Origin of the sequence: Citrobacter sp. TBCP-5362 (assembly GCF_005406305.1) — a bacterium.
Taxonomy (GTDB): Bacteria; Pseudomonadota; Gammaproteobacteria; order Enterobacterales; family Enterobacteriaceae; genus Citrobacter_B; species Citrobacter_B koseri.
This window is the reverse complement of sequence record NZ_CP040234.1, coordinates 2,177,050-2,198,619: the sequence shown is the minus strand read 5'-3', so window position 1 is coordinate 2,198,619 and position 21,570 is coordinate 2,177,050. Positions and strand designations below refer to the sequence as shown.

The following is a 21,570-nucleotide window of genomic DNA, read 5'->3' as shown; positions in this document are numbered from 1 at the left end:
GGCGCGTTCGGGCGCCGCCAGGTATTATTATTGGTTATCTTGCTTCATTTTGGCTTTCAACTGCGCCAGTTGTTCGCTGATTTCATCATCTGCTTTCAGATCGGCAAACTGCTGATCCAGGGTTCTCTGCTTGCCAAAGTTTTGGCTTTCCGCTTCCGCCTCCATCTGATCGATACGGCGTTCAAACGATTCAAAACGCGCCATAGCCTCATCCAGTTTGCCGCTGTCCAGTTGACGGCGGACATCACGGGAAGAGCTTGCCGCCTGGTGGCGCAACGTCAATGCCTGCTGACGGGCACGGGTTTCACTGAGTTTATTTTCCAGCTCGCCAATCTCTTTCTTCATCCGCACCAGCGTGTCGTCAACCAGTGCCGCTTCCTGATCGAGAGTGGCGATCAAATCCGTCAGTTTTTGTTTCTCAATCAGCGCGGCGCGCGCCAGATCCTCTTTGTCTTTACGCAGCGCCAGCTCGGCTTTCTCCTGCCACTCCGCCTGTTGCGCGGCGGCCTGCTCAATGCGACGGGATAACTGTTTCTTTTCTGCCAGCGCGCGCGCGGAATTAGAACGGACTTCCACCAGCGTATCTTCCATTTCCTGAATCATCAGGCGCACCAGCTTTTGCGGATCTTCCGCTTTTTCCAGCAGCGCATTAATGTTGGCGTTCACGATGTCGGCAAAACGAGAAAAAATACCCATAATTCAATCCTCACACGGTATGTTCTGATATCGGGCTATGCCCTGCTACAGGGTTAATACAATCTGCGTGCCAACTTTTTAATATATTGATTATTAAAACAATGTACGATTTTACCTCACGAGAGAAATAGGCTAAAGTGGTGAGTAACACTAACAAGTGGTGAATCTCATCATGGCAGAATACAAAGATAACCTTCTCGGCGAAGCCAACAGCTTTCTTGAAGTGCTGGAGCAGGTTTCCCATCTGGCGCCGCTGGATAAACCCGTGCTTATCATTGGCGAACGCGGAACAGGGAAAGAGCTGATCGCCAACCGACTGCATTTTCTCTCAACGCGCTGGCAAGGGCCGTTCATCTCCCTTAACTGCGCCGCGCTCAATGAAAACCTGCTCGACTCCGAGTTATTTGGTCATGAGGCAGGCGCATTTACCGGCGCGCAAAAACGTCATCCCGGGCGCTTTGAACGCGCCGATGGCGGTACGCTCTTTTTGGATGAGCTGGCGACCGCTCCCATGCTGGTTCAGGAAAAACTGCTGCGGGTGATCGAATACGGCGAACTGGAGCGCGTCGGCGGCAGCCAGCCGTTGCAGGTTAATGTGCGTCTGGTCTGCGCGACAAATGCCGATTTGCCGCAAATGGTGAGCGAAGGGACATTTCGCGCCGATCTGCTGGACCGGCTTGCTTTCGACGTCGTGCAACTCCCTCCTTTACGCCAGCGTCAAAGCGACATCATGTTAATGGCCGAACACTTTGCCATTCAGATGTGCCGTGAGATTCATCTGCCCCTCTTCCCGGGTTTTACCGCGCGGGCGAGAGAAACCCTGCTTCAGTACCGCTGGCCGGGAAATATTCGTGAGCTGAAAAACGTGGTTGAGCGTTCGGTTTATCGGCATGGCAGCAGCGATTATCCGTTAGATGAAATTATCATCGACCCGTTTAAACGTGACATTCCCGAACCGACGACGCCGGAAACGCCCGTTTCTGTGCCATCATTGCCGCTGGATTTACGCGAATTTCAGCAACAGCAGGAGAAAGACTTTCTGCAAATCAGTCTGCAACAGGCGAAATTTAATCAAAAACGGGCAGCAGAATTGCTGGGTCTGACCTACCACCAGTTGCGCGCATTGCTCAAAAAACATCAGATTTAGCGCTCATGCCCGGGACAGTTGTTCCCATTCTGTGGGGGTAATATGTTAAGTGAATTAATTAGGTTTCTTTATAATTAATTTCGATATTGGTTAATAACATAATAAAAATAATTACAAAGGTGATTGAATTTCCAGCGTAATGTTATGCCCAACGATTTTGCATACAAGGGAAATGCCATGAATTGGGATAAACACGCAGCCGTAGAATACGCACGCAGACACGCTATGATGGGTGCGAGCCTGGCTGGCTTGTTAATCAGCTCTTCTGCTTTTGCGGCGTTGTCTCCCGGCGGACCCGAAGCTACAGCTTTAACATTTAATCGCTGGTACATATCCCAGTTAATACAGGAGAAAAATCCACTGGCTGATTATGAGGGACTCCAGCCCTACGTTACAGCAAACACCATTGCTGCGTTAAAGACCTCAAATACAGCAGACCCAGACTCCGAAGATGTACCCGATTCTGATATGTTCATCAAAGCCCAGGATTTTGACGATGACTGGCAGCAAATAGAGATCGTCTCATCAGACTTAGATCCCGTATGTACACAGGTCTATGTCTCTTTCGGCGCTGAACAGAAACACACAGTAATAGACTGCATGGTGAAAGAAAACGGTACCTGGAAAGTACAATCTGTCGCAGGCCAGAAAATATTGCGAAACGTAAGCCTGAAGTAATCATGTATCAAAGCCCGTAACTTAACTGAACGGGCATTTCCTTTGGTGTTTATTCCATCAGTATGACGATTCCTTCATCGCAATTGTGTACATTTACGCCAGTTGTCCGCAGTCATTTTTACCTGGCGGGCCGAAGTGCGATACACTTTGCAGATCGAATCTAAAAACCTTAAAAATTATGCGCCTGGTTTTATCGTCTCTGATCGTGATGGCTGGACTCCTGAGTGGTCAGGCTGCGGCTGCGCCTGAACCGACTACGCACGCTGATATTCGCGACAGCGGCTTTGTCTATTGCGTCAGTGGGCAGGTCAACACCTTCAATCCACAAAAAGCGAGCAGCGGCCTGATCGTTGATACGCTTGCCGCCCAACTGTATGACAGACTGCTGGATGTGGACCCTTATACTTATCGTCTGGTGCCGGAACTGGCAGAAAGCTGGGAAGTGCTGGACAACGGCGCGACCTACCGTTTCCACCTGCGTCGCAACGTCTCCTTCCAGAAGACCGCCTGGTTCACCCCTACCCGCAAGCTGAACGCGGATGACGTGGTGTTTACCTTCGAGCGCATTTTTGATCGCAAACATCCCTGGCATAACGTTAACGGCGGCAGCTTTCCCTATTTCGACAGTTTGCAGTTTGCCGATAACGTACAGAGCGTGCGTAAGCTGGACAACAATATTGTCGAATTTCGCCTGACCCAACCAGACGCCTCCTTCTTATGGCATCTGGCGACGCACTATGCGTCGGTCATGTCAGCGGAATATGCGGCGCAGCTGACAAAGCAGGATCACCCGGAACTGATTGACCGCCAGCCGGTCGGCACCGGCCCGTTCCAGCTCTCGGAATATCGCGCCGGACAATATATTCGTCTGCAACGTCATGAGGGATTCTGGCGTGGTAAACCGCTGATGCCGCAGGTGGTGGTTGACTTAGGCTCCGGCGGCACAGGCCGTTTATCGAAATTGCTCACCGGCGAATGCGATGTGCTGGCCTGGCCCGCCGCCAGTCAGCTCACGATTCTGCGCGACGATCCGCGCCTGCGTTTGACGCTGCGCCCCGGTATGAACATCGCCTACCTGGCCTTTAATACCGATAAGCCGCCGCTGAATAATCCCGCCGTACGCCATGCGCTGGCGTTGTCGATCAACAACCAGCGGCTGATGCAGTCGATCTACTACGGTACAGCGGAAACCGCCGCCTCTATTTTGCCGCGCGCCTCGTGGGCCTATGACAACGAGGCTAAAATTACAGAATACAATCCGGCTAAATCCCGCGAGCAGTTGAAAGCGCTGGGGCTGGAAAACTTAACGCTACAGCTGTGGGTGCCGACCAGTTCCCAGGCCTGGAACCCCAGCCCGCTGAAAACCGCCGAGCTGATCCAGGCGGATATGGCGCAGGTCGGCGTAAAAGTGGTGATTGTTCCGGTAGAAGGTCGTTTCCAGGAGGCGCGGTTGATGGACATGAACCATGATCTGACGTTGTCCGGTTGGGCAACCGACAGTAACGATCCAGACAGTTTCTTCAGGCCGTTGCTGAGCTGCGCCGCCATTAACTCACAAACCAACTTTGCACACTGGTGCCATCCTGAGTTTGACGGCATTCTGCGAAAAGCGCTCTCGTCCCAGCAGCTTGCGGCGCGTATTGACGCGTATGATGAAGCGCAAAATATTCTGGCAAAAGAGCTGCCGATACTGCCGCTCGCCTCCTCGCTGCGTTTACAGGCTTATCGCTATGATATTAAAGGACTGGTTTTAAGTCCCTTTGGTAACGCCTCGTTTGCCGGTGTTTCGCGGGAAAAAGAAGATGAGGTGAAAAAACCATGATTATTTTCACCCTGCGTCGGTTTCTGCTGCTGTTGGTCACGCTGTTCTTTCTGACCTTTATCGGCTTTAGCCTGAGCTATTTCACGCCCCATGCGCCATTACAGGGCGCATCGCTGTGGAACGCCTGGGTTTTCTGGTTTAACAGCCTGATCCACTGGGATTTTGGCGTTTCCAGCATTAACGGCCAGCTGATCTCTGAACAGCTCAAAGAGGTTTTTCCCGCCACGATGGAGCTGTGCATTCTCGCCTTCGGCTTTGCCCTGATGGTCGGAATCCCGGTGGGGATGCTGGCAGGCGTAACGCGGAATAAATGGCCAGACCGTTTCATCAGCGCCCTCGCCTTAGTGGGATTTTCGATTCCGGTCTTCTGGCTGGCGCTGCTGTTGACGCTGTTCTTCTCGCTCACGCTCGGCTGGCTGCCGGTATCAGGTCGTTTTGATCTGCTTTACGAAGTGAAGCCGGTCACCGGTTTCGCCATTATTGATGCCTGGATTTCCGACTCGCCCTGGCGCGATGAGATGGTGATGAGCGCAGTGCGCCACATGGTATTGCCGGTGCTGACGCTGGCCGTCGCCCCCACCACGGAAGTAATTCGTCTGATGCGCATCAGCGCTATTGAAGTGTATGACCAGAATTACGTGAAGGCAGCGGCGACGCGCGGTCTGTCACGGCTGACGATTCTGCGTCGGCATGTGCTGCACAACGCGCTGCCGCCGGTGATCCCGCGTCTCGGCTTGCAGTTTTCCACCATGCTGACGCTGGCGATGATCACCGAGATGGTCTTTAGCTGGCCGGGGCTGGGACGCTGGTTGATCAACGCTATCCGCCAGCAGGACTACGCCGCTATTTCCGCAGGCGTAATGGTGGTTGGTTCGCTGGTGATTATCGTCAACGTGATCTCTGATATTTTGGGTGCTATGGCTAACCCTCTGAAACATAAGGAATGGTATGCCTTACGATAGTGTGTACAGCGAAAAGCGCCCACCGGGAACGCTGCGCACTGCCTGGCGCAAATTTTATGGCGACGCTTCTGCGATGGTCGGTCTTTACGGCTGCGCAGGTCTGGTGGTGCTGTGTATTTTTGGCAGCTGGTTTGCTCCCTACGGCATCGATCAGCAGTTCCTCGGCTACCAGTTGCTGCCGCCGTCCTGGTCGCGCTATGGCGAAGTCTCATTTTTTCTGGGGACGGACGATCTGGGGCGTGACGTTTTAAGTCGCCTGCTGAGCGGCGCGGCGCCCACCGTCGGCGGCGCGTTTATCGTCACGCTGGCGGCAACGCTGTGCGGCCTGATTCTGGGCGTTGTCGCCGGGGCTACGCACGGCTTACGCTCCGCCGTACTCAACCATATTCTGGACACCCTGCTCTCTATTCCGTCGTTGCTGTTGGCGATTATCGTTGTTGCCTTTGCCGGGCCGCATCTGAGTCACGCAATGTTTGCCGTCTGGCTCGCACTGCTGCCGCGTATGGTGCGCTCGGTCTACAGCATGGTGCATGACGAGCTGGAAAAAGAGTATGTGATCGCCGCGCGCCTCGATGGCGCCACCACGCTCAATATTCTCTGGTTTGCCATTCTGCCCAATATTACCGCCGGTCTGATTACCGAAATCACCCGCGCGTTGTCGATGGCGATCCTCGATATCGCCGCGCTCGGTTTTCTCGACCTCGGCGCGCAACTCCCCTCTCCTGAATGGGGCGCGATGCTCGGCGACGCGCTGGAACTGATATATGTCGCGCCGTGGACGGTGATGTTACCTGGCGCGGCAATTATGATCAGCGTTCTGCTGGTGAACCTGCTCGGCGACGGCATCCGGCGCGCGATTATCGCGGGGGTGGAATAATGCCGTTACTGGATATCCGCAACCTGACCATTGAATTTAAAACCGGCGAAGACTGGGTTAAAGCCGTAGATCGGGTCAGCATGACGTTAAATGAAGGGGAAATTCGTGGACTGGTCGGCGAATCCGGCTCCGGGAAAAGCCTGATTGCGAAAGCCATTTGCGGTGTGGCGAAAGACAACTGGCGCGTCACCGCCGACCGTATGCGCTTTGACGATATCGACCTGCTGCGTCTTTCCGCGCGCGAGCGCCGCAAACTGGTCGGCCATAACGTGTCGATGATCTTTCAGGAACCGCAGTCGTGCCTTGATCCTTCGGAGCGCATTGGCCGTCAACTGATGCAGAATATTCCCGCCTGGACCTATAAAGGTCGCTGGTGGCAGCGTATTGGCTGGCGAAAACGCCGTGCCATTGAACTGTTGCACCGGGTCGGCATTAAAGATCACAAAGACGCGATGCGCAGTTTTCCGTATGAGCTGACGGATGGCGAATGTCAGAAAGTCATGATCGCCATTGCGCTCGCCAATCAACCGCGCTTGCTGATTGCCGACGAACCGACCAACGCGATGGAACCCACCACCCAGGCGCAGATTTTCCGCCTGCTGACGCGCCTGAACCAGAACAGCAATACCACTATTTTGCTGATCAGCCATGACCTGCAAATGCTCAGCCAGTGGGCAGACAAAATCAACGTTCTGTATTGCGGGCAGACGGTTGAAACTGCGCCCAGTAAGGATCTGGTGGCTACGCCTCACCACCCTTATACTCAGGCGCTCATCCGCGCGATACCGGATTTTGGCAGCGCCATGCCGCATAAAAGCCGCCTGAATACCATGCCAGGGGCAATCCCGCTGCTGGAACAATTACCGATAGGTTGTCGTCTGGGGCCGCGTTGCCCGTATGCTCAACGAGAATGCATTGAAACCCCGCGTCTGACCGGGGCGAAGAATCATCTCTACGCCTGTCATTTTCCGCTGAATATGGAGAAAGAGTGACATGGTGGAAACCCTGCTCGAAGTGCGTAACCTGAGTAAAACCTTCCGCTACCGTACAGGATGGTTCCGGCGTCAGACCGTCGAGGCGGTAAAGCCGCTCAGCTTCACTTTACGCGAACGCCAGACGCTCGCCATTATTGGCGAGAATGGCTCCGGCAAATCCACGCTGGCGAAAATGCTGGCAGGAATGATCGCGCCGACCAGCGGCGAACTGCTGATTGACGATCATCCGCTGAAATACGGCGACTACTCGTTTCGCAGCCAGCGCATCCGCATGATTTTTCAGGACCCGTCAACGTCACTCAATCCGCGACAGCGCATCTCGCAGATTCTGGATTTCCCGCTGCGGTTGAACACCGATCTGGAACCGGAGCAGCGACGTAAGCAGATTATTGAAACCATGCGGATGGTCGGCCTTCTCCCTGACCACGTCAGCTATTATCCGCACATGCTGGCGCCAGGGCAGAAACAGCGTCTGGGATTAGCCCGCGCCCTGATTTTACGCCCGAAGGTGATCATCGCCGACGAAGCGCTGGCTTCGCTCGATATGTCGATGCGCTCGCAGCTCATCAACCTGATGCTGGAACTCCAGGAAAAACAGGGGATTTCGTATATCTACGTCACTCAGCATCTGGGGATGATGAAACACATCAGCGATCAGGTGCTGGTCATGCACCAGGGCGAAGTGGTCGAACGCGGCAGCACCGCTGATGTTCTCGCCTCTCCGTTACATGAACTCACCCGCCGTTTGATCGCAGGACACTTCGGCGAAGCCCTCACCGCCGACGCCTGGCGAAAAGATCGCTAGCCTGAAGGAGCGTTATGATGTTGTTGTCTGAATCAATTAACGGCCATTTGGCCATCTACCGCGCGCCCCGGATACAGGAGTGCCCATGAGAAAATATTCCCGGTTGATCCTGTGTCTGGCGCTGGCTGTGCTACTGGCGTCTACTTTCGCATTCACTCGCGCTGACAACCAGACTGAACCGGCATTCGGCTACACTCTGGACTTCAAAAAACCGTTGTCCGGGATCGACAATTTATCCTCCCTGAGCTACGTGCCCGAAGAAGATGTTTTTGTCGCCACCCTCAACAGACCCGCCACCATCCTCAAACTGTCTAAAAATGGAGAAATACTCGCCAGAAAAAGCATCGCAGATCGGATTAAAGATGCTGAATCAATTGAATACGTGGGTAACGGGACATACTTACTGGTCGATGAAGCAGACTCCGCGATGTATGTTTACCAGCTCAGCCAGAATCTGGACGTCAGGTCAGTGAGAAAAATAGAAACAGATCTGTTTGAGAACGCGCGCAACCGGGGAATCGAAGGCATTGCCTGGATGGCCGGACGAAATGAACTCTATTTCGCCAAAGAACGTAAACCGGTCATGCTGTACCGGACTCAAAGCGACAGTGGCCTTACTCATTTTTCTGAGATCGTCCCGCTGGATGATCTGATTAAAAATCTGGACGTAGACGATATCTCCGCCCTTCACATCCACGGTGAACATCTGCTGATCTTATCTGATGAGTCACGCAGCCTGACAGAGATAGACCTGAACGGCAATGTGCTGCGCCGGATGTCATTAACGCAGGGCGAAAATGGTCTTGAGGAAGATATCCCGCAGCCTGAAGGCGTGTCGATGGATAAGGCCGGCAACATTTATATTATGAGTGAGCCGAACCTGTTTTATCGATTTGAAAAGGTCTCGACTGGCAGGTAAACCGTAAGTTCAGACTCTTCTTTCCCGTTGAAGCCCGGTTTTGACGGGAGAGAAGAAACGGCGATACGCGGGCTTTTATGAAGTCAGAAAACACTGGAAACGTTTGAAATGGTGCCGACTACCGGAATCGAACTGGTGACCTACTGATTACAAGTCAGTTGCTCTACCTACTGAGCTAAGTCGGCCTGGGCCGCCATCGAGGCCTCGAACCCCGTTCCCTACAACACCCACAATAAATGTCGTTCGCTCTTCCAGATGAGCTAATGGCGGTTTGACAGTTCTTGTGAGTTATCACGCACTTACGCGTCATAACGAACCGGCTGCGAATAATACATAAGTAGAATTAGTCATGCAACCATTATGATTCGTCCAAATGTATTTATCCCTTATATTCGCAGCGCGTCACCCGCTCGTGCTGGTTGGATGAGGCGAACCTGATAGCGGGTGATATACTGGACGGATGCAGGAAAATATCGAAAGTAAACAGGCTCGTCCTGCGCCGCCCCGGAGCTAAGTCACGGGAAATGACGGAAAAATATCGTGACACAAAGGGCTGTGAGTGGGATATAATTTCGAGCTAATTTCGAATAACTTTGAAATGTTGCTTTTAATTTATTGATATTAAAAGCAAAAAATAAGTAATGACTATAAGGATTAAAGCTATGGGTTTTCTTTCCGGTAAGCGCATTCTGGTAACGGGTGTTGCCAGCAAATTGTCCATCGCCTACGGTATCGCTCAGGCGATGCGCCGCGAAGGAGCTGAACTGGCGTTCACCTACCAGAACGACAAACTGAAAGGCCGCGTGGAAGAGTTTGCCGCTCAACTGGATTCCAGCATCGTGTTGCAGTGTGATGTGGCTGAAGATGCCAGCATCGACGCTATGTTTGCCGAGCTGGGTAAAGTCTGGCCGAAATTCGACGGTTTCGTTCACTCTATCGGCTTCGCGCCTGGCGATCAGCTGGATGGCGACTATGTGGATGCCGTTACCCGTGAAGGCTTTAAAATCGCGCACGACATCAGCTCTTACAGCTTTGTGGCGATGGCAAAAGCTTGCCGTACCATGCTGAATCCGGGTTCCGCCCTGCTGACCCTGTCTTATCTGGGTGCTGAGCGCGCAATCCCGAACTACAACGTCATGGGTCTGGCAAAAGCGTCTCTGGAAGCAAACGTGCGTTACATGGCTAACGCGATGGGCCCGGAAGGCGTTCGTGTTAACGCAATCTCCGCAGGTCCGATCCGTACTCTGGCCGCGTCCGGCATCAAAGATTTCCGTAAAATGCTGTCGCATTGCGAAGCGGTTACGCCGATTCGCCGCACCGTTACCATTGAAGATGTGGGCAACTCTGCCGCCTTCCTGTGCTCCGATCTGTCTGCCGGTATCTCCGGTGAAGTCGTTCACGTCGACGGCGGTTTCAGCATCGCAGCCATGAACGAACTGGAACTGAAATAATCGTTTCACTTCCCGCAATGGGCGGCGCAGCGTCGCCCATTATTCCCTTCTCTGATGACGCCTTTCACCCCCTTCCATTCTTCGCGCGCTGTCGCATCGCGGTATATATCATTCTGATATTTATTATCACCTAACAATCTTTTATCCCCTCTCTTGCTTACGCCAGGATAATGCAGCGAAAACGATCCGGCGTGATTCGACGACGACGTGTCCGGGTCGCCACTTTTAGACCAAGGAACGCCCATGGAACAACGCCGAATTGAAGGCAAAAGCCACTGGTATCATGAAACCCAGTCCAGCACTTATCCGCAAGAGGTTCTCCCGCTGGTGCCGGAAGCCGCGAACGTCGAAGACAGTTTTCTGCTGGATTTAGCGATCGCCGAAGACGTGCTTTTACCCTTTCAGTCCTGGTTGCACCCTGCCCGTCAACTTGCTCAACGCCTCTTTCCCGAGCGCGTCACACAGAATCGTCTCCACACGTTCAGCGCCTATGAACGGATGAGTACCGCATTGACCGTTGCCCAGGTCTATGGCGTACAGCGGCTCTGTAACCATTACGCCGCGAGACTGACCCCGCTTCCCGGCCCGGACTCCTCCCGGGAGAGTAACCACCGACTGGCGCAAATCACGCAATACGCGCGTCAACTGGCCAGTTCCCCTGCGGTCATTAATGCCCGCGACCGCCAGCATCTTGACGATGTGGGTCTGACGACCTGCGACATCATTCTGATAAACCAGATTATTGGTTTTGTGGGTTTTCAGGCGCGCGTCGTGGCGATATTCCAGGCTTATCATGGACACCCCGTCCGCTGGGTGCCGGGCCTGGATATACAGCAATTCGCCGATGCGCAGCTTTTCCAGGAAAGGGACGCGCAATGGCACCCGGCTCAGGAAGCCGTGGAAATACGTTACGCCAGCGCCGAACAGCTGGAGTGCCTGTCTCACCATCAGCCGGTTGCAGAACTGCTGACGCTCGCGCCAGTCCTGGTTCACGAACCCGCCCTGCTTTCTTTACTTGGCACACTGCTCACCAGCGCCCTGCGTACGGATGCGCCACCGGCGTCGCTCCTGCTCGCCACGCTGCTCACGTCACGCATCAATGGCAGCGTCGCCTGTTTTAATGAACAGTCGCGCCACGCGGGCGAATGGGCAGAGACAATTTCGGTGTTCCGCCGGGGTGAACGGGAGATACAGCACTGGGAAAGCCAACATCCGGTTGAGCGTCCTGTCACGCAAGCGATACAATGGCTGACCAGGGCGCCCGATCGTTTTAGCGCTGCGCAATTCACGCCGTTACTCGAACAAGGGGCGTCACTGGAACAGGCCGTCAACTTGCTGGGCTGGTGTGGATTGTGCGGTTGGTTGAACCGTTTAAAAATCGCGTTGGGCGAAACACATTAACCGCGCCTTTACTGAAAGAGCGCTTGCTGCGCCAGGCAGAATCGCGTAAAACTGTCAGCCGCTCTTTTGGCCACGAAAATAGACAATTATGTTTCAGGACAACCCGCTGCTAGCGCAGCTTAAACAGCAACTACATTCCCAGACGCCGCGTGCTGAAGGGGTGGTAAAAGCCACGGAAAAAGGCTTTGGCTTCCTGGAAGTCGATGCACAAAAAAGTTATTTCATCCCGCCGCCGCAGATGAAAAAAGTCATGCATGGCGACCGTATTGTCGCGGTGATCCATACGGAAAAAGAACGCGAGTCCGCCGAGCCAGAAGAACTGATCGAGCCGTTCCTGACCCGCTTCGTGGGCAAAATCCAGGGTAAAAACGATCGTCTGTCCATCGTACCGGATCATCCGTTGCTGAAAGACGCTATCCCATGCCGTGCCGCCCGTGGCGTGGAACACGAATTTAAAGAGGGTGACTGGGCCGTTGCTGAAATGCGCCGTCATCCGCTGAAAGGCGACCGCTCTTTCTACGCCGAGTTAACCCAGTTTATCACCTTCGCCGACGACCACTTCGTACCGTGGTGGGTCACGCTGGCTCGCCATAATCTCGAAAAAGAAGCGCCGAACGGCGCGGCGACAGAAATGCTTGATGAAGGTCTGGTACGCCAGGATCTGACCGAGCTGGATTTTGTCACTATCGACAGCGCCAGCACCGAAGACATGGATGACGCCCTTTATGCGCAAGAGTTGGGCGAAGGTAAGCTGCAACTGACGGTTGCGATTGCTGATCCGACCGCGTGGATTGCGGAAGGCAGCAAGCTGGATAACATCGCAAAAATCCGGGCGTTTACCAACTATCTGCCGGGCTTCAACATCCCGATGTTGCCGCGCGAGCTGTCTGACGACCTCTGTTCCCTGCGCGCGCAGGAAGTTCGTCCGGCACTGGCCTGCCGCATGACCATTGCCGCCGACGGCACTATTGAAGATGACATCACCTTCTTTGCGGCCACGATCAAGTCGAAAGCCAAACTGGCCTACGACAATGTCTCCGACTGGCTGGAAAATACCGGCAGTTGGCAGCCTGAGAGTGACGCTATCGCCCAACAGATCCGCCTGCTCCAGCGCATTTGCCTGAGCCGTGGCGAATGGCGTCACAACCATGCGCTGGTGTTCAAAGATCGCCCGGACTATCGCTTTATTCTTGGAGAGAAAGGCGAAGTGCTGGATATCGTCGCGGAACCTCGCCGCATTGCGAACCGCATTGTGGAAGAGTCCATGATCGCGGCGAACATTTGCGCCGCCCGCGTGCTGCGCGACAAACTGGGCTTTGGTATTTACAACGTTCACATGGGCTTTGACCCGGCCAACGCCGACGCGCTGGCAGCGTTGTTGAAAACGCATGGCCTGCACGTTGACGCAGGAGACGTATTAACCCTGGAAGGCTTCTGCAAACTGCGCCGCGAGCTGGATGCCCAACCGTCCGGTTTCCTGGACAGCCGTATTCGTCGCTTCCAGTCATTCGCAGAGATCAGCACCGAACCGGGCCCTCACTTCGGACTGGGTCTGGAAGCGTATGCAACCTGGACCTCTCCGATTCGTAAATACGGCGACATGATTAACCACCGCCTGCTGAAGGCCGTCATCAAAGGCGAAACCATCGCGCGTCCGCAGGAAGAGACAACGCAGCAGATGGCTGAACGCCGCCGCCTGAACCGTATGGCGGAACGTGACGTCGGAGACTGGTTATATGCGCGCTTCCTGAATGATAAAGCCGGTACAGAAACACGCTTTGCGGCGGAAATCGTTGATATCAGCCGCGGCGGGATGCGCGTTCGCCTGGTCGATAATGGCGCAATGGCCTTTATCCCGGCGCCGTTCCTGCATGCCGTACGTGACGAGCTGGTTTGCAGCCAGGAAAGCGGCACCGTGCAGATCAAAGGTGAAACGGTATACAAAGTGACTGATGTGATCGATGTAACGATCGCGGAAGTTCGCATGGAAACCCGTAGCATTATCGCCCGGCCTGTCGCCTGACGTTTTTGATGTAGCGGCCTTTCTTTAACCGGAAAGGCCGTTTTTTTTCTGCCCGCCCCACCCACCGCACGCTACACTTCACTCATCCGTTCAGAATTATTTTTATCCGCTCGCTATGCTTTTTTCTGAATCTGGATTACATATAAATACATAAGTAAAACAATATGTTCAGCCATAATTACCTCGTACGAATCATGGCTAACCTTTCTCCTGAGGCTGTATGCGCTTTAAACGGGATGGTAAGCATCATGAAAGACGTTCTGGAGCCTGTTTCATTGTTTAGCGATTTGGGAACCCATAGCCCTTACTGGCGTTTATCGGATGACTGCGACACCCTGCGTTTATCCGCGACTGAGGCTGCCGACGCTGACCAGACCGTTGCGTTATCTTCCGAGCAGGCTGACCGCATCCGGGAGATGACCGTCATCACGTCAAGCCTGTTACTCACCCTTCCCGGTGAACATAATGCCGTTCCCGTGCAACTTGTCGGGCGAAAAATCAACAAGCGCGAATGGGCAGGAAATGTATCGGTCTGGCATGATGCGCCCTCAGATACGCAGGAGGCCGTTCTGGGACTCTCCTTTGCCGAGCAGGTGGTATCAGAGGCCAACTCAGCGATCGTAATCCTTGACAGCCGCGGGAATATCCAGCGTTTTAACCGTCTTTGCGAAGAATACACCGGGTTAAAAGAGCATGACGTCATTGGGCAAAGCGTCTTCAAATTATTTATGAGCCGGCGCGAAGCCGCGGCCTCCAGGCGCAACATCAGCGGTTTTTTCCGCAACGGCAACTCTTATGAGATCGAACGCTGGGTAAAGACCCGCAAAGGCCAGCGCCTGTTTCTGTTTCGGAATAAATTTGTCCATAGCGGCAGCGGTAAGAACGAAATCTTTTTAATCTGTTCAGGCACCGACATTACCGAGGAGCGGCGTACGCAGGAGCGTTTACGCGTACTGGCGAATACGGACACAATCACCGGGCTGCCTAACCGGAATGCCATTCATGAGCTGATTAACGATGCCATTGAAAACGCGGGCGACAATCAGGTCGGTATCGTCTATCTGGACCTGGACAACTTCAAAAGGGTGAACGACGCCTACGGGCATATGTTTGGAGACCAGTTGCTACAGGCCGTCTCGCTGGCGATCCTGAGTTGCCTTGAGGAGAATCAACTGCTGGCCCGCCTCGGCGGCGATGAATTCATCGTTCTCGCCACGCAGACTTCGCAAGGGTCGCTGGAGGCCATGGCATCGCGAATTCTCACACGCTTACGTCAACCCTTTCGCATTGGCCTTATCGAGGTGTATACCGGCTGTTCTATCGGTATCGCCCTTGCGCCACAGCACGGGCATGACAGTGAAAGCGTGATTCGTAATGCGGATACCGCAATGTACACCGCGAAAGAAGGCGGACGTGGACAGTTTTGCGTGTTCTCTCCCGAGATGAACCAGCGCGTCTTTGAGTATCTTTGGCTGGATACCAATCTGCGCAAAGCGCTGGAAAACGATCAGCTCCTGATCCACTACCAGCCGAAGATGACCTGGCGCGGCGAAGTCCGCAGCCTCGAAGCGCTGGTGCGCTGGCAATCACCGGAACGCGGGTTAATTCCCCCGCTGGAGTTTATCTCCTACGCCGAAGAGTCTGGGCTGATTGTCCCGCTGGGGCGATGGGTGATGATGGATGTTGTACGGCAGGTCGCCAAATGGCGCAGCAAAGGCATCAACCTGCGCGTCGCGGTGAATGTATCCGCCCGCCAGCTCGCGGATCAAACTATTTTTACCGACCTGAAGCAGGTGCTTCATGAACTGAACTTCGAATATTGCCCGATTGATGTCGAACTGACAGAAAGCTGTTTGATTGAAAACGAAGAGCTGGCGCTGACCGTCATCCAGCAATTCAGCCAGCTTGGCGCGCAGATACATCTGGACGATTTTGGCACCGGCTACTCGTCGCTTTCTCAGCTTGCCCGCTTCCCCATTGATGCGGTCAAGCTGGATCAGACGTTTGTCAGAGACATTCATAAGCGGTCGGTTTCGCAATCGTTAGTACGCGCGATCGTCGCCGTAGCGCAGGCGTTAAATCTACAGGTGATTGCGGAAGGCGTCGAAAGCGCAAAAGAAGATGCGTTTTTAACCAAGAATGGCGTCAACGAGCGCCAGGGTTTCCTGTTTGCCAAACCCATGCCCGCCGCCGCTTTTGAACGCTGGTACAAACGTTATCTGAATAAAAAGATGCGCTGAGATGGGCAAAAAACAGGCGTTCGGGACAGGGTAAGAGGCCTCTGGTAACAAACTTATCTGCATGTAATAACAGAATATATAATATTACCCAATGGTTTTGGCGAATCCTGTTTTTCCCCTTCTCTTTTGGCATTATTTTTTGCATCATGAAATTCATACATTTTTGACGTAAGGATGATAACCATGTCTGATATCGACGCCCAACGTGTTGCCGAACGCATTGATACCGTGCTGGATATCCTTGTTGCTGGCGATTACCACTCTGCCATCCACAACCTTGAAATTCTTAAAGCGGAGTTGTTAAGTCAGGTGAAAGAAGATACCGACGCCTCCTCGACGAAACCCCGGGCTCCGTGGGAGATCTAAGTGACGCGAGCTTTTCGTGGCACCTGACTCAGGAAACGCAGCATCCCTTATACTCCCCGGTACTGATACCGTTATAAAAATTAAAATTATGAATTCCCGACAACAATCAATTTTGCAAATGGTCATTGATAAAGGCCAGATGAGCGTGGCTGAGCTGGCGAAAATCACCGGCGTCTCTGAAGTCACGATCCGACAGGATCTTAACACCCTGGAAAAACAGAGCTATCTGCGCCGTGCGCATGGTTTTGCCGTCTCGCTGGACAGCGATGACGTCGAAACGCGCATGATGACCAATTACACGCTCAAACGCGAACTGGCTGAATTTGCCGCATCACTGGTCAGCCCCGGCGAATCCGTATTTATTGAAAACGGCAGCAGCAATGCCCTGCTGGCCAGAACGTTAGCGGAACAAAAGGATGTCACCATTATTACGGTGAGTAGCTATATCGCTCACTTGCTCAAAGAGACGCCGTGCGAAGTGATCCTCCTTGGCGGAATCTACCAGAAAAAAAGTGAAAGTATGGTCGGGCCATTGACCCGCCAGTTTATCCAGCAGGTTCACTTCAGTAAGGCCTTCATCGGTATCGATGGCTGGCAGCCAGATACCGGTTTTACCGGACGGGACATGATGCGATCGGATGTGGTTAATGCCGTACTGGAAAAAGGCTCTGAAGCCATTGTTCTGACGGACAGCTCTAAATTCGGCGCAGTACATCCTTATACGCTGGGGCCGTTAACACGTTTTAGCCGCGTTATCACCGATTCCAGAATAAGTGCGGACCATCAAATGCAACTGGAACGCACCGGGCTGACGGTGAACATCATCGAACCCCGCGCCTGAGCGCATTGCAGATGATTTGCCGGATGGCAAATCATCTCTCCCCTCTGAGATTTTTCCGACAATCTAATTAAGACTATTTACCTGTTATTAACAGGGTAAAGTCGTAAAATTTATATTAGCGATATAACAGGAAGTGACTATCACCTGCGTGATTTTAAGCTGTTACCCCTGCGCAACAAGGTTTTGCGGACAGTCTCTTTAATGGCTTTAATGAACATCATTTTAGCTATAATTAAAGAGAACTTACTTCCGTGAATCAATTATTCAGGAGAAAGTATTATGTTTATGACGAGCAAAAAAATGACCGCCGCTGTTCTGGCAATTACCCTGGCGATGTCTCTGAGCGCTTGCTCTAATTGGTCTAAACGTGACCGTAACACTGCGATCGGTGCAGGGGCTGGGGCGTTGGGCGGTGCCATTTTAACTGATGGTAGCACGCTGGGTACGCTTGGCGGGGCTGCGGTAGGTGGTGTTATCGGCCATCAGGTAGGTAAATAATCTACGGTCGACCGGCTCGAAATAATAATACGGTAATTCTTTACAGGTCTTTACTCTAAATATACACAGTGAAATTTAAAGCCACGATAAATAACTATCGTGGCTTTTTTCATTAGCCGCCAGCCAGTTTAACTTTCATTCCTTTGGCTTCCAGTAATGATTTAATCAGATCGCGCTTATCACCCTGAATTTCAATTATTCCCTCTTTAACCGCCCCACCGCAGCCGCATTTTTTCTTCAGCTCTGCGGCCAGTTTGGTCAGTTCAGCATCATCCATATCAATGCCGGTAACGAGGCACACCCCCTTACCTTTCCGCCCACTGGTCTGGCGCTGAATACGGACGATACCATCACCCTTTGGGCGTTCAACCGCCGCTTTCGGTTCGTCAATCCGGCCCGTTTCCGTGGAATAGACCAGACGGCTGTCAGAATTGTTCATCAGGCTCCCCGTTTCAGTGATGCATTAATGGCCTTCAGGGTTTGCGCAGGGTCAGCAGACTGCGTAACCGGTCGTCCTATAACCATATAGTCCACGCCCGCCGCCAGCGCCTGTTCCGGCGTCATGATACGACGCTGATCGCCAGCGTCAGACCCCTGAGGACGGATACCCGGCGTTACCAGTTTAAACTCTGCGCCAAATTCCTGCTTAAAGCGCACCGCTTCCTGCGCCGAGCAGACCACGCCATCCAGCCCGCAATTTTGCGTCAGGCGCGCCAGACGTTCCGCATGCTCAGCCGGTGACAACGTCACGCCAAGATCCGCCAGATCGCTGGCTTCCATGCTGGTCAGTACCGTCACCGCAATCAGCAATGGCGCATCCTTACCCAGCGGCAGTAAGGCTTCGCGCGCTGCGGTCATCATTCGCGCTCCACCCGACGCATGGACGTTAACCATCCATACGCCCAGATCTGCCGCCGCCGCAACGGCATGTGCCGTGGTATTTGGAATATCATGAAATTTCAGGTCAAGAAAGATATCGAAGCCGCGCTGCTGCAAATCACGAACTAACTGCGGGCCGAACAGCGTGAACATCTCTTTGCCGACTTTCAGGCGGCAATCACGCGGGTCGATTCTGTCGACGAAAGCCAGCGCGTTATCACGATTATTGTAATCCAGAGCAACAACGACAGGAGAATCGGTAACAGCGCGGGAAGAAGATGAAGCAGTAAACGTCATGACCAGACCTTCTTGATGATGGGCGCCGGGTGCGGCGCGAAATGGGTAAACGGCGTGCATTCTACCTGCGCAAGGGCAAAATGAACAGGCGCGATTGTGCCTCTGCGAGGCGATATTGCCCGGATGCCAATGTGAGGAACAGGTAAAAACCAACAGGATGTTGTAACTAAAATACAGGTTTTTTTTAAACTACTGCCCGTCAAGGCCGCGAATAGGTTTAATCGTCGACCACGCCCGGCAGGAAGGACAATGCCAGTACATGGTATAGGCGGTAAACCCACACTTCTGGCAGCGATAACGCGGTTTGCTGCGCACCTGCTCACCGACCATATCACGCAGCACCATCAGGCTCTCTTTCGCGCGCCCTTCTTCTGCCTCATTGAGGTGATAATCCATCAGCTTATGAAACACCCGCATGGTCGGATGGCGCTGTAACTGGCGAGTAATATAGACCTGCGCAGTGTCGTGCCCTTCCCGCGCTTCCAGAATATCGGCAAGCATCAACTCAGCGGCGGCGCCGGTGTTTTCTTCCACGGCCCGACGTAAGAACTCCGCCCATTCATCATTTTTACCAAGCTGCTGATAGCACGTCTGCAACATCTCCAGCGTTTCACTGACCAGCTCTTTATCCTGGGAGATAACCCGCTGTAAGCTCTCCACCGCTTTAGCGTATTCCCCCTTTGCCATAAACACACGGCCCATCATGATAGAAACACGGGCGCTGTTTTTGTCTGCGGCGGCGCCTTTTTTCAGCAACGTCATGGCGCGATCCATATCATCGCAGCCCATCTGTTGCAGCGCCAGCTCACAATAGAAATGTGCGATCTCAATACGCTGTTTGTCTTTGCCGAGCTTCACCAGCCGCTCTGCCACATCAATCGCTTTCTGCCAGTCGCTGGTCGCCTGATAAATTTGCAACAGCTGTTGCAACGCTCCTACGCGGAAATCCGTTTCATCCGTGAGCTGGTTGAACATATCTTCCGCCCGGTCATACAACCCGGCCGCCATGTAATCACGCCCCAGTTGCTGCACAGCCAGCAGACGCTGCTCATAAGTCAGCGACGCGCTTTCCATTAAGGTCTGGTGGATGCGGATGGCGCGGTCTACTTCACCGCGAGAGCGAAACAGGTTTCCAAGAGTGAGATGAGCCTCAACGGTGCCAGTATCCTCTTTCAGCATGTCGAGGAACAGATCCACCGCCTTATCCTGTTGGTTACTCAGGAGGAAGTTAACCCCCGCCACATAGTCGCGAGAAAGACGGTTAGCTTCGTCCTGTTTTGTTTGTTGCGCACTTCTGCGACCCATATACCAGCCATAGGCTGCCGCTACAGGTAAAAGCAGAAACAACAACTCCAGCATAAATGATTATTCCTTCACAACCGACGAATCGGCAGATACCGCAACGTCGGTCGCAGGCGAAAGCTGGTTTTCCAGTCGTTTGATTTTACGTTCGGCACGCACCAGGGAGACGCGAACACGCAGCCAGAACAGGCCGCAAATTAGCCAACCAATAGCAAAGCCTGCGGCAAATAAAACGGCAAGCAACGTAGAAATACGGTACTCCCCTTGAGCCAGCAGGTAATTAAACGTTACCTGTTGATCGTTCTGCGCACCCAATGTCACCGAAATAACAAAAATCGCCAACACCAGTAAGAAAATGAGTAAATATTTCACATTACTTCCCGTTATGTGGTTTGAGCGAATAAATCGTGTTCAACTTACCGCATTCAGCCCTTTAAATTACCATTTTCGCGACGCGCGCGAAACGGAAAAGCGTTCTGTCCACTCATGATTTAAGGGCAAATTACGGAAAATCAACCACCGTCAACGTTCTTACTCCCGCTGCGCTATCTCGCGAGCCTCTTCAACGGGTGGCGTAAGCGGCCCGCAAATGCGCTGAGCAAGCCAGGTCGCCAGCGTCACCAGAAGCCAGGATATCAACGTCGCGACAACTAAATCACGCGGCCAATGCATACCCAACAACAGGCGACTGCCCATAACACTTGTCGCCCAGACTAACAAAATCGCAATCGTAAGGGTACGCCTGCGCGGCCATAATAGTCCTACCGCCAACAACGCCCAGCTTGCGGCAAACAGGGTATGCCCGGAAGGAAACGCGAATCCGGTCTCTTTTTGCCAGTGTTGACGCAGAAAAGCCGGAATATCCTGCTGCCCGGACAGCTGTTCTTTGACTAAGTGCCCGCGTTCTTTACGTTTTAAAGTGTAGAACTCATCAACGGGAATATGGTGCGTTTTTTCCAGCCAAATAACAAAGGGTCGGGGTTCCTGCACCCGCTCCTTCACCAGCGATTTTACCCCCTGCCCCAGCAGGATCGCACCGGCCAGAATAGCAAAAAGCATCATTGCGGCTTTCAGGCGAAATCTCAGGCACCAAAGAAACCAGGCGCACAGAAGCACATGCGTAATAATTCCCCACGGCTGCGTCACCGTTTCTGTCACCCAGTATAAGGATTTTAACCACCAGACCGAGTGTCCGGGTTGCCAGTTCCAGCCTGAAATCCATACGCTAACCGGCATCACAAGCAACAGAGCAGCACCTACGGTTGTGCGCTTCGCAATCGAAAGCATGACCTCTCCTTTCGTCGATAAGTGCCACAATCATAACTGAAAACCTGGCGTGCCGGAAAATTGACAAATTTGTGCCATTCCAAA

21 protein-coding genes and 1 tRNA gene are annotated in these 21,570 nt (G+C 53.2%); 15 read left to right on the top strand and 7 right to left on the bottom strand.

The annotated features are described in order from the left end of the window. Positions 1-27: 27 nt before the first annotated feature. On the bottom strand, positions 28-696 hold the full coding sequence (gene pspA, locus FD428_RS10505; RefSeq protein WP_012132265.1) for a phage shock protein PspA: 669 nt from the start codon (positions 694-696) through the stop codon (positions 28-30). A 172-nt stretch (positions 697-868) separates the two neighbouring features. Between pspA and pspF the strand changes: the two genes are divergently transcribed. The 8 genes from pspF (at position 869) to FD428_RS10465 (ending at position 8,901) form a co-directional block, all read left to right on the top strand. Next, entirely contained in the window at positions 869-1,843 is a 975-nt protein-coding gene (gene pspF / locus FD428_RS10500; RefSeq protein WP_114847863.1) for a phage shock protein operon transcriptional activator, read from the top strand. A 177-nt stretch (positions 1,844-2,020) separates the two neighbouring features. After that, positions 2,021-2,521: a DUF3828 domain-containing protein gene (locus FD428_RS10495; RefSeq protein WP_080975402.1), complete on the top strand. Its 501-nt coding sequence runs from the start codon at positions 2,021-2,023 to the stop codon at positions 2,519-2,521. A 178-nt stretch (positions 2,522-2,699) separates the two neighbouring features. Next, complete coding sequence (gene sapA / locus FD428_RS10490) at positions 2,700-4,343, top strand: ABC transporter substrate-binding protein SapA (protein WP_012132260.1); 1,644 nt, start codon at positions 2,700-2,702, stop codon at positions 4,341-4,343. After that, complete coding sequence (gene sapB, locus FD428_RS10485; protein WP_114847862.1) at positions 4,340-5,305, top strand: peptide ABC transporter permease SapB; 966 nt, start codon at positions 4,340-4,342, stop codon at positions 5,303-5,305. The genes sapA and sapB overlap by 4 nt, the downstream gene beginning before the upstream one ends. Continuing rightward, positions 5,292-6,182 carry a peptide ABC transporter permease SapC gene (gene sapC, locus FD428_RS10480; RefSeq protein ID WP_012132258.1) on the top strand — a complete coding sequence of 297 codons (891 nt, stop codon included), beginning with the start codon at positions 5,292-5,294 and terminating at the stop codon, positions 6,180-6,182. Before sapB ends, sapC begins: the two co-directional genes overlap by 14 nt. Beyond that, a complete protein-coding gene (gene sapD, locus FD428_RS10475; protein ID WP_012132257.1) occupies positions 6,182-7,174 on the top strand; it encodes a peptide ABC transporter ATP-binding protein SapD in 993 nt (330 codons plus the stop codon). Before sapC ends, sapD begins: the two co-directional genes overlap by 1 nt. Position 7,175: 1 nt before the next feature. Then, positions 7,176-7,982: a peptide ABC transporter ATP-binding protein SapF gene (gene sapF, locus FD428_RS10470; RefSeq protein ID WP_012132256.1), complete on the top strand. Its 807-nt coding sequence runs from the start codon at positions 7,176-7,178 to the stop codon at positions 7,980-7,982. Positions 7,983-8,067: 85 nt separating this feature from the next. Continuing rightward, positions 8,068-8,901, top strand: a complete 834-nt coding sequence (locus FD428_RS10465; RefSeq protein WP_114847861.1) for an SdiA-regulated domain-containing protein — start codon at positions 8,068-8,070, stop codon at positions 8,899-8,901. 109 nt (positions 8,902-9,010) lie between these two features. Here FD428_RS10465 and FD428_RS10460 read toward each other — a convergent pair. Then, positions 9,011-9,086: transfer RNA gene (locus FD428_RS10460), tRNA-Thr, on the bottom strand. A gap of 477 nt (positions 9,087-9,563) precedes the next feature. Between FD428_RS10460 and fabI the strand changes: the two genes are divergently transcribed. The 7 genes from fabI to osmB all read left to right on the top strand — a co-directional run bounded on the left by fabI (position 9,564) and on the right by osmB (position 17,721). Beyond that, positions 9,564-10,352, top strand: coding sequence for an enoyl-ACP reductase FabI (gene fabI, locus FD428_RS10450; RefSeq protein WP_058669218.1), 789 nt, complete (start codon positions 9,564-9,566; stop codon positions 10,350-10,352). 243 nt (positions 10,353-10,595) lie between these two features. After that, the gene (locus tag FD428_RS10445) at positions 10,596-11,753 is read left to right on the top strand and encodes a carboxymuconolactone decarboxylase family protein (protein WP_114847860.1); all 1,158 of its coding nucleotides are present in this window, start codon (positions 10,596-10,598) and stop codon (positions 11,751-11,753) included. Positions 11,754-11,841: 88 nt separating this feature from the next. After that, on the top strand, positions 11,842-13,776 hold the full coding sequence (locus FD428_RS10440) for an exoribonuclease II (RefSeq protein WP_047463557.1): 1,935 nt from the start codon (positions 11,842-11,844) through the stop codon (positions 13,774-13,776). 248 nt (positions 13,777-14,024) lie between these two features. Then, entirely contained in the window at positions 14,025-16,016 is a 1,992-nt protein-coding gene (gene pdeR / locus FD428_RS10435; protein WP_047463555.1) for a cyclic di-GMP phosphodiesterase, read from the top strand. A gap of 183 nt (positions 16,017-16,199) precedes the next feature. Then, positions 16,200-16,382 carry a hypothetical protein gene (locus FD428_RS10425; RefSeq protein ID WP_024130304.1) on the top strand — a complete coding sequence of 61 codons (183 nt, stop codon included), beginning with the start codon at positions 16,200-16,202 and terminating at the stop codon, positions 16,380-16,382. 88 nt (positions 16,383-16,470) lie between these two features. Then, positions 16,471-17,223 (top strand): DNA-binding transcriptional regulator YciT, encoded by a 753-nt coding sequence (locus FD428_RS10420; protein ID WP_024130303.1) that lies wholly within the window; start codon positions 16,471-16,473, stop codon positions 17,221-17,223. Positions 17,224-17,502: 279 nt separating this feature from the next. Further along, positions 17,503-17,721 (top strand): osmotically-inducible lipoprotein OsmB, encoded by a 219-nt coding sequence (gene osmB, locus FD428_RS10415; protein ID WP_012132246.1) that lies wholly within the window; start codon positions 17,503-17,505, stop codon positions 17,719-17,721. A gap of 112 nt (positions 17,722-17,833) precedes the next feature. On the opposite strand, the gene yciH is transcribed toward osmB, so the two are convergent. The 5 genes from yciH to pgpB form a co-directional block, all read right to left on the bottom strand. Beyond that, the gene (gene yciH / locus FD428_RS10410) at positions 17,834-18,160 is read right to left on the bottom strand and encodes a stress response translation initiation inhibitor YciH (protein WP_012132245.1); all 327 of its coding nucleotides are present in this window, start codon (positions 18,158-18,160) and stop codon (positions 17,834-17,836) included. After that, positions 18,160-18,897 carry an orotidine-5'-phosphate decarboxylase gene (gene pyrF / locus FD428_RS10405; RefSeq protein WP_110494909.1) on the bottom strand — a complete coding sequence of 246 codons (738 nt, stop codon included), beginning with the start codon at positions 18,895-18,897 and terminating at the stop codon, positions 18,160-18,162. The genes yciH and pyrF overlap by 1 nt, the downstream gene beginning before the upstream one ends. Positions 18,898-19,086: 189 nt before the next feature. After that, positions 19,087-20,256, bottom strand: coding sequence for a lipopolysaccharide assembly protein LapB (gene lapB / locus FD428_RS10400; protein WP_012132243.1), 1,170 nt, complete (start codon positions 20,254-20,256; stop codon positions 19,087-19,089). Between the two features lie 6 nt (positions 20,257-20,262). Next, positions 20,263-20,571 carry a lipopolysaccharide assembly protein LapA gene (gene lapA / locus FD428_RS10395; RefSeq protein WP_047463550.1) on the bottom strand — a complete coding sequence of 103 codons (309 nt, stop codon included), beginning with the start codon at positions 20,569-20,571 and terminating at the stop codon, positions 20,263-20,265. 159 nt (positions 20,572-20,730) lie between these two features. Beyond that, positions 20,731-21,486 carry a phosphatidylglycerophosphatase B gene (gene pgpB / locus FD428_RS10390; protein ID WP_114847859.1) on the bottom strand — a complete coding sequence of 252 codons (756 nt, stop codon included), beginning with the start codon at positions 21,484-21,486 and terminating at the stop codon, positions 20,731-20,733. Positions 21,487-21,570 lie beyond the last annotated feature (84 nt).

What these genes read in the sequence shown, in the direction of transcription:
- sapF (WP_012132256.1), top strand. Translation starts at nt 7,176, where the DNA reads ATGGTGGAAACCCTGCTCGAAGTGCGTAACCTGAGTAAAACCTTCCGC.
- pspA (WP_012132265.1), bottom strand. Translation starts at nt 696, where the DNA reads ATGGGTATTTTTTCTCGTTTTGCCGACATCGTGAACGCCAACATTAAT.
- FD428_RS10425 (WP_024130304.1), top strand. Translation starts at nt 16,200, where the DNA reads ATGTCTGATATCGACGCCCAACGTGTTGCCGAACGCATTGATACCGTG.
- FD428_RS10495 (WP_080975402.1), top strand. Translation starts at nt 2,021, where the DNA reads ATGAATTGGGATAAACACGCAGCCGTAGAATACGCACGCAGACACGCT.
- sapA (WP_012132260.1), top strand. Translation starts at nt 2,700, where the DNA reads ATGCGCCTGGTTTTATCGTCTCTGATCGTGATGGCTGGACTCCTGAGT.
- FD428_RS10465 (WP_114847861.1), top strand. Translation starts at nt 8,068, where the DNA reads ATGAGAAAATATTCCCGGTTGATCCTGTGTCTGGCGCTGGCTGTGCTA.
- sapC (WP_012132258.1), top strand. Translation starts at nt 5,292, where the DNA reads ATGCCTTACGATAGTGTGTACAGCGAAAAGCGCCCACCGGGAACGCTG.
- FD428_RS10440 (WP_047463557.1), top strand. Translation starts at nt 11,842, where the DNA reads ATGTTTCAGGACAACCCGCTGCTAGCGCAGCTTAAACAGCAACTACAT.
- pdeR (WP_047463555.1), top strand. Translation starts at nt 14,025, where the DNA reads ATGAAAGACGTTCTGGAGCCTGTTTCATTGTTTAGCGATTTGGGAACC.
- pspF (WP_114847863.1), top strand. Translation starts at nt 869, where the DNA reads ATGGCAGAATACAAAGATAACCTTCTCGGCGAAGCCAACAGCTTTCTT.
- osmB (WP_012132246.1), top strand. Translation starts at nt 17,503, where the DNA reads ATGTTTATGACGAGCAAAAAAATGACCGCCGCTGTTCTGGCAATTACC.
- sapB (WP_114847862.1), top strand. Translation starts at nt 4,340, where the DNA reads ATGATTATTTTCACCCTGCGTCGGTTTCTGCTGCTGTTGGTCACGCTG.
- pyrF (WP_110494909.1), bottom strand. Translation starts at nt 18,897, where the DNA reads ATGACGTTTACTGCTTCATCTTCTTCCCGCGCTGTTACCGATTCTCCT.
- fabI (WP_058669218.1), top strand. Translation starts at nt 9,564, where the DNA reads ATGGGTTTTCTTTCCGGTAAGCGCATTCTGGTAACGGGTGTTGCCAGC.
- FD428_RS10445 (WP_114847860.1), top strand. Translation starts at nt 10,596, where the DNA reads ATGGAACAACGCCGAATTGAAGGCAAAAGCCACTGGTATCATGAAACC.
- lapB (WP_012132243.1), bottom strand. Translation starts at nt 20,256, where the DNA reads ATGCTGGAGTTGTTGTTTCTGCTTTTACCTGTAGCGGCAGCCTATGGC.
- FD428_RS10420 (WP_024130303.1), top strand. Translation starts at nt 16,471, where the DNA reads ATGAATTCCCGACAACAATCAATTTTGCAAATGGTCATTGATAAAGGC.
- sapD (WP_012132257.1), top strand. Translation starts at nt 6,182, where the DNA reads ATGCCGTTACTGGATATCCGCAACCTGACCATTGAATTTAAAACCGGC.
- pgpB (WP_114847859.1), bottom strand. Translation starts at nt 21,486, where the DNA reads ATGCTTTCGATTGCGAAGCGCACAACCGTAGGTGCTGCTCTGTTGCTT.
- yciH (WP_012132245.1), bottom strand. Translation starts at nt 18,160, where the DNA reads ATGAACAATTCTGACAGCCGTCTGGTCTATTCCACGGAAACGGGCCGG.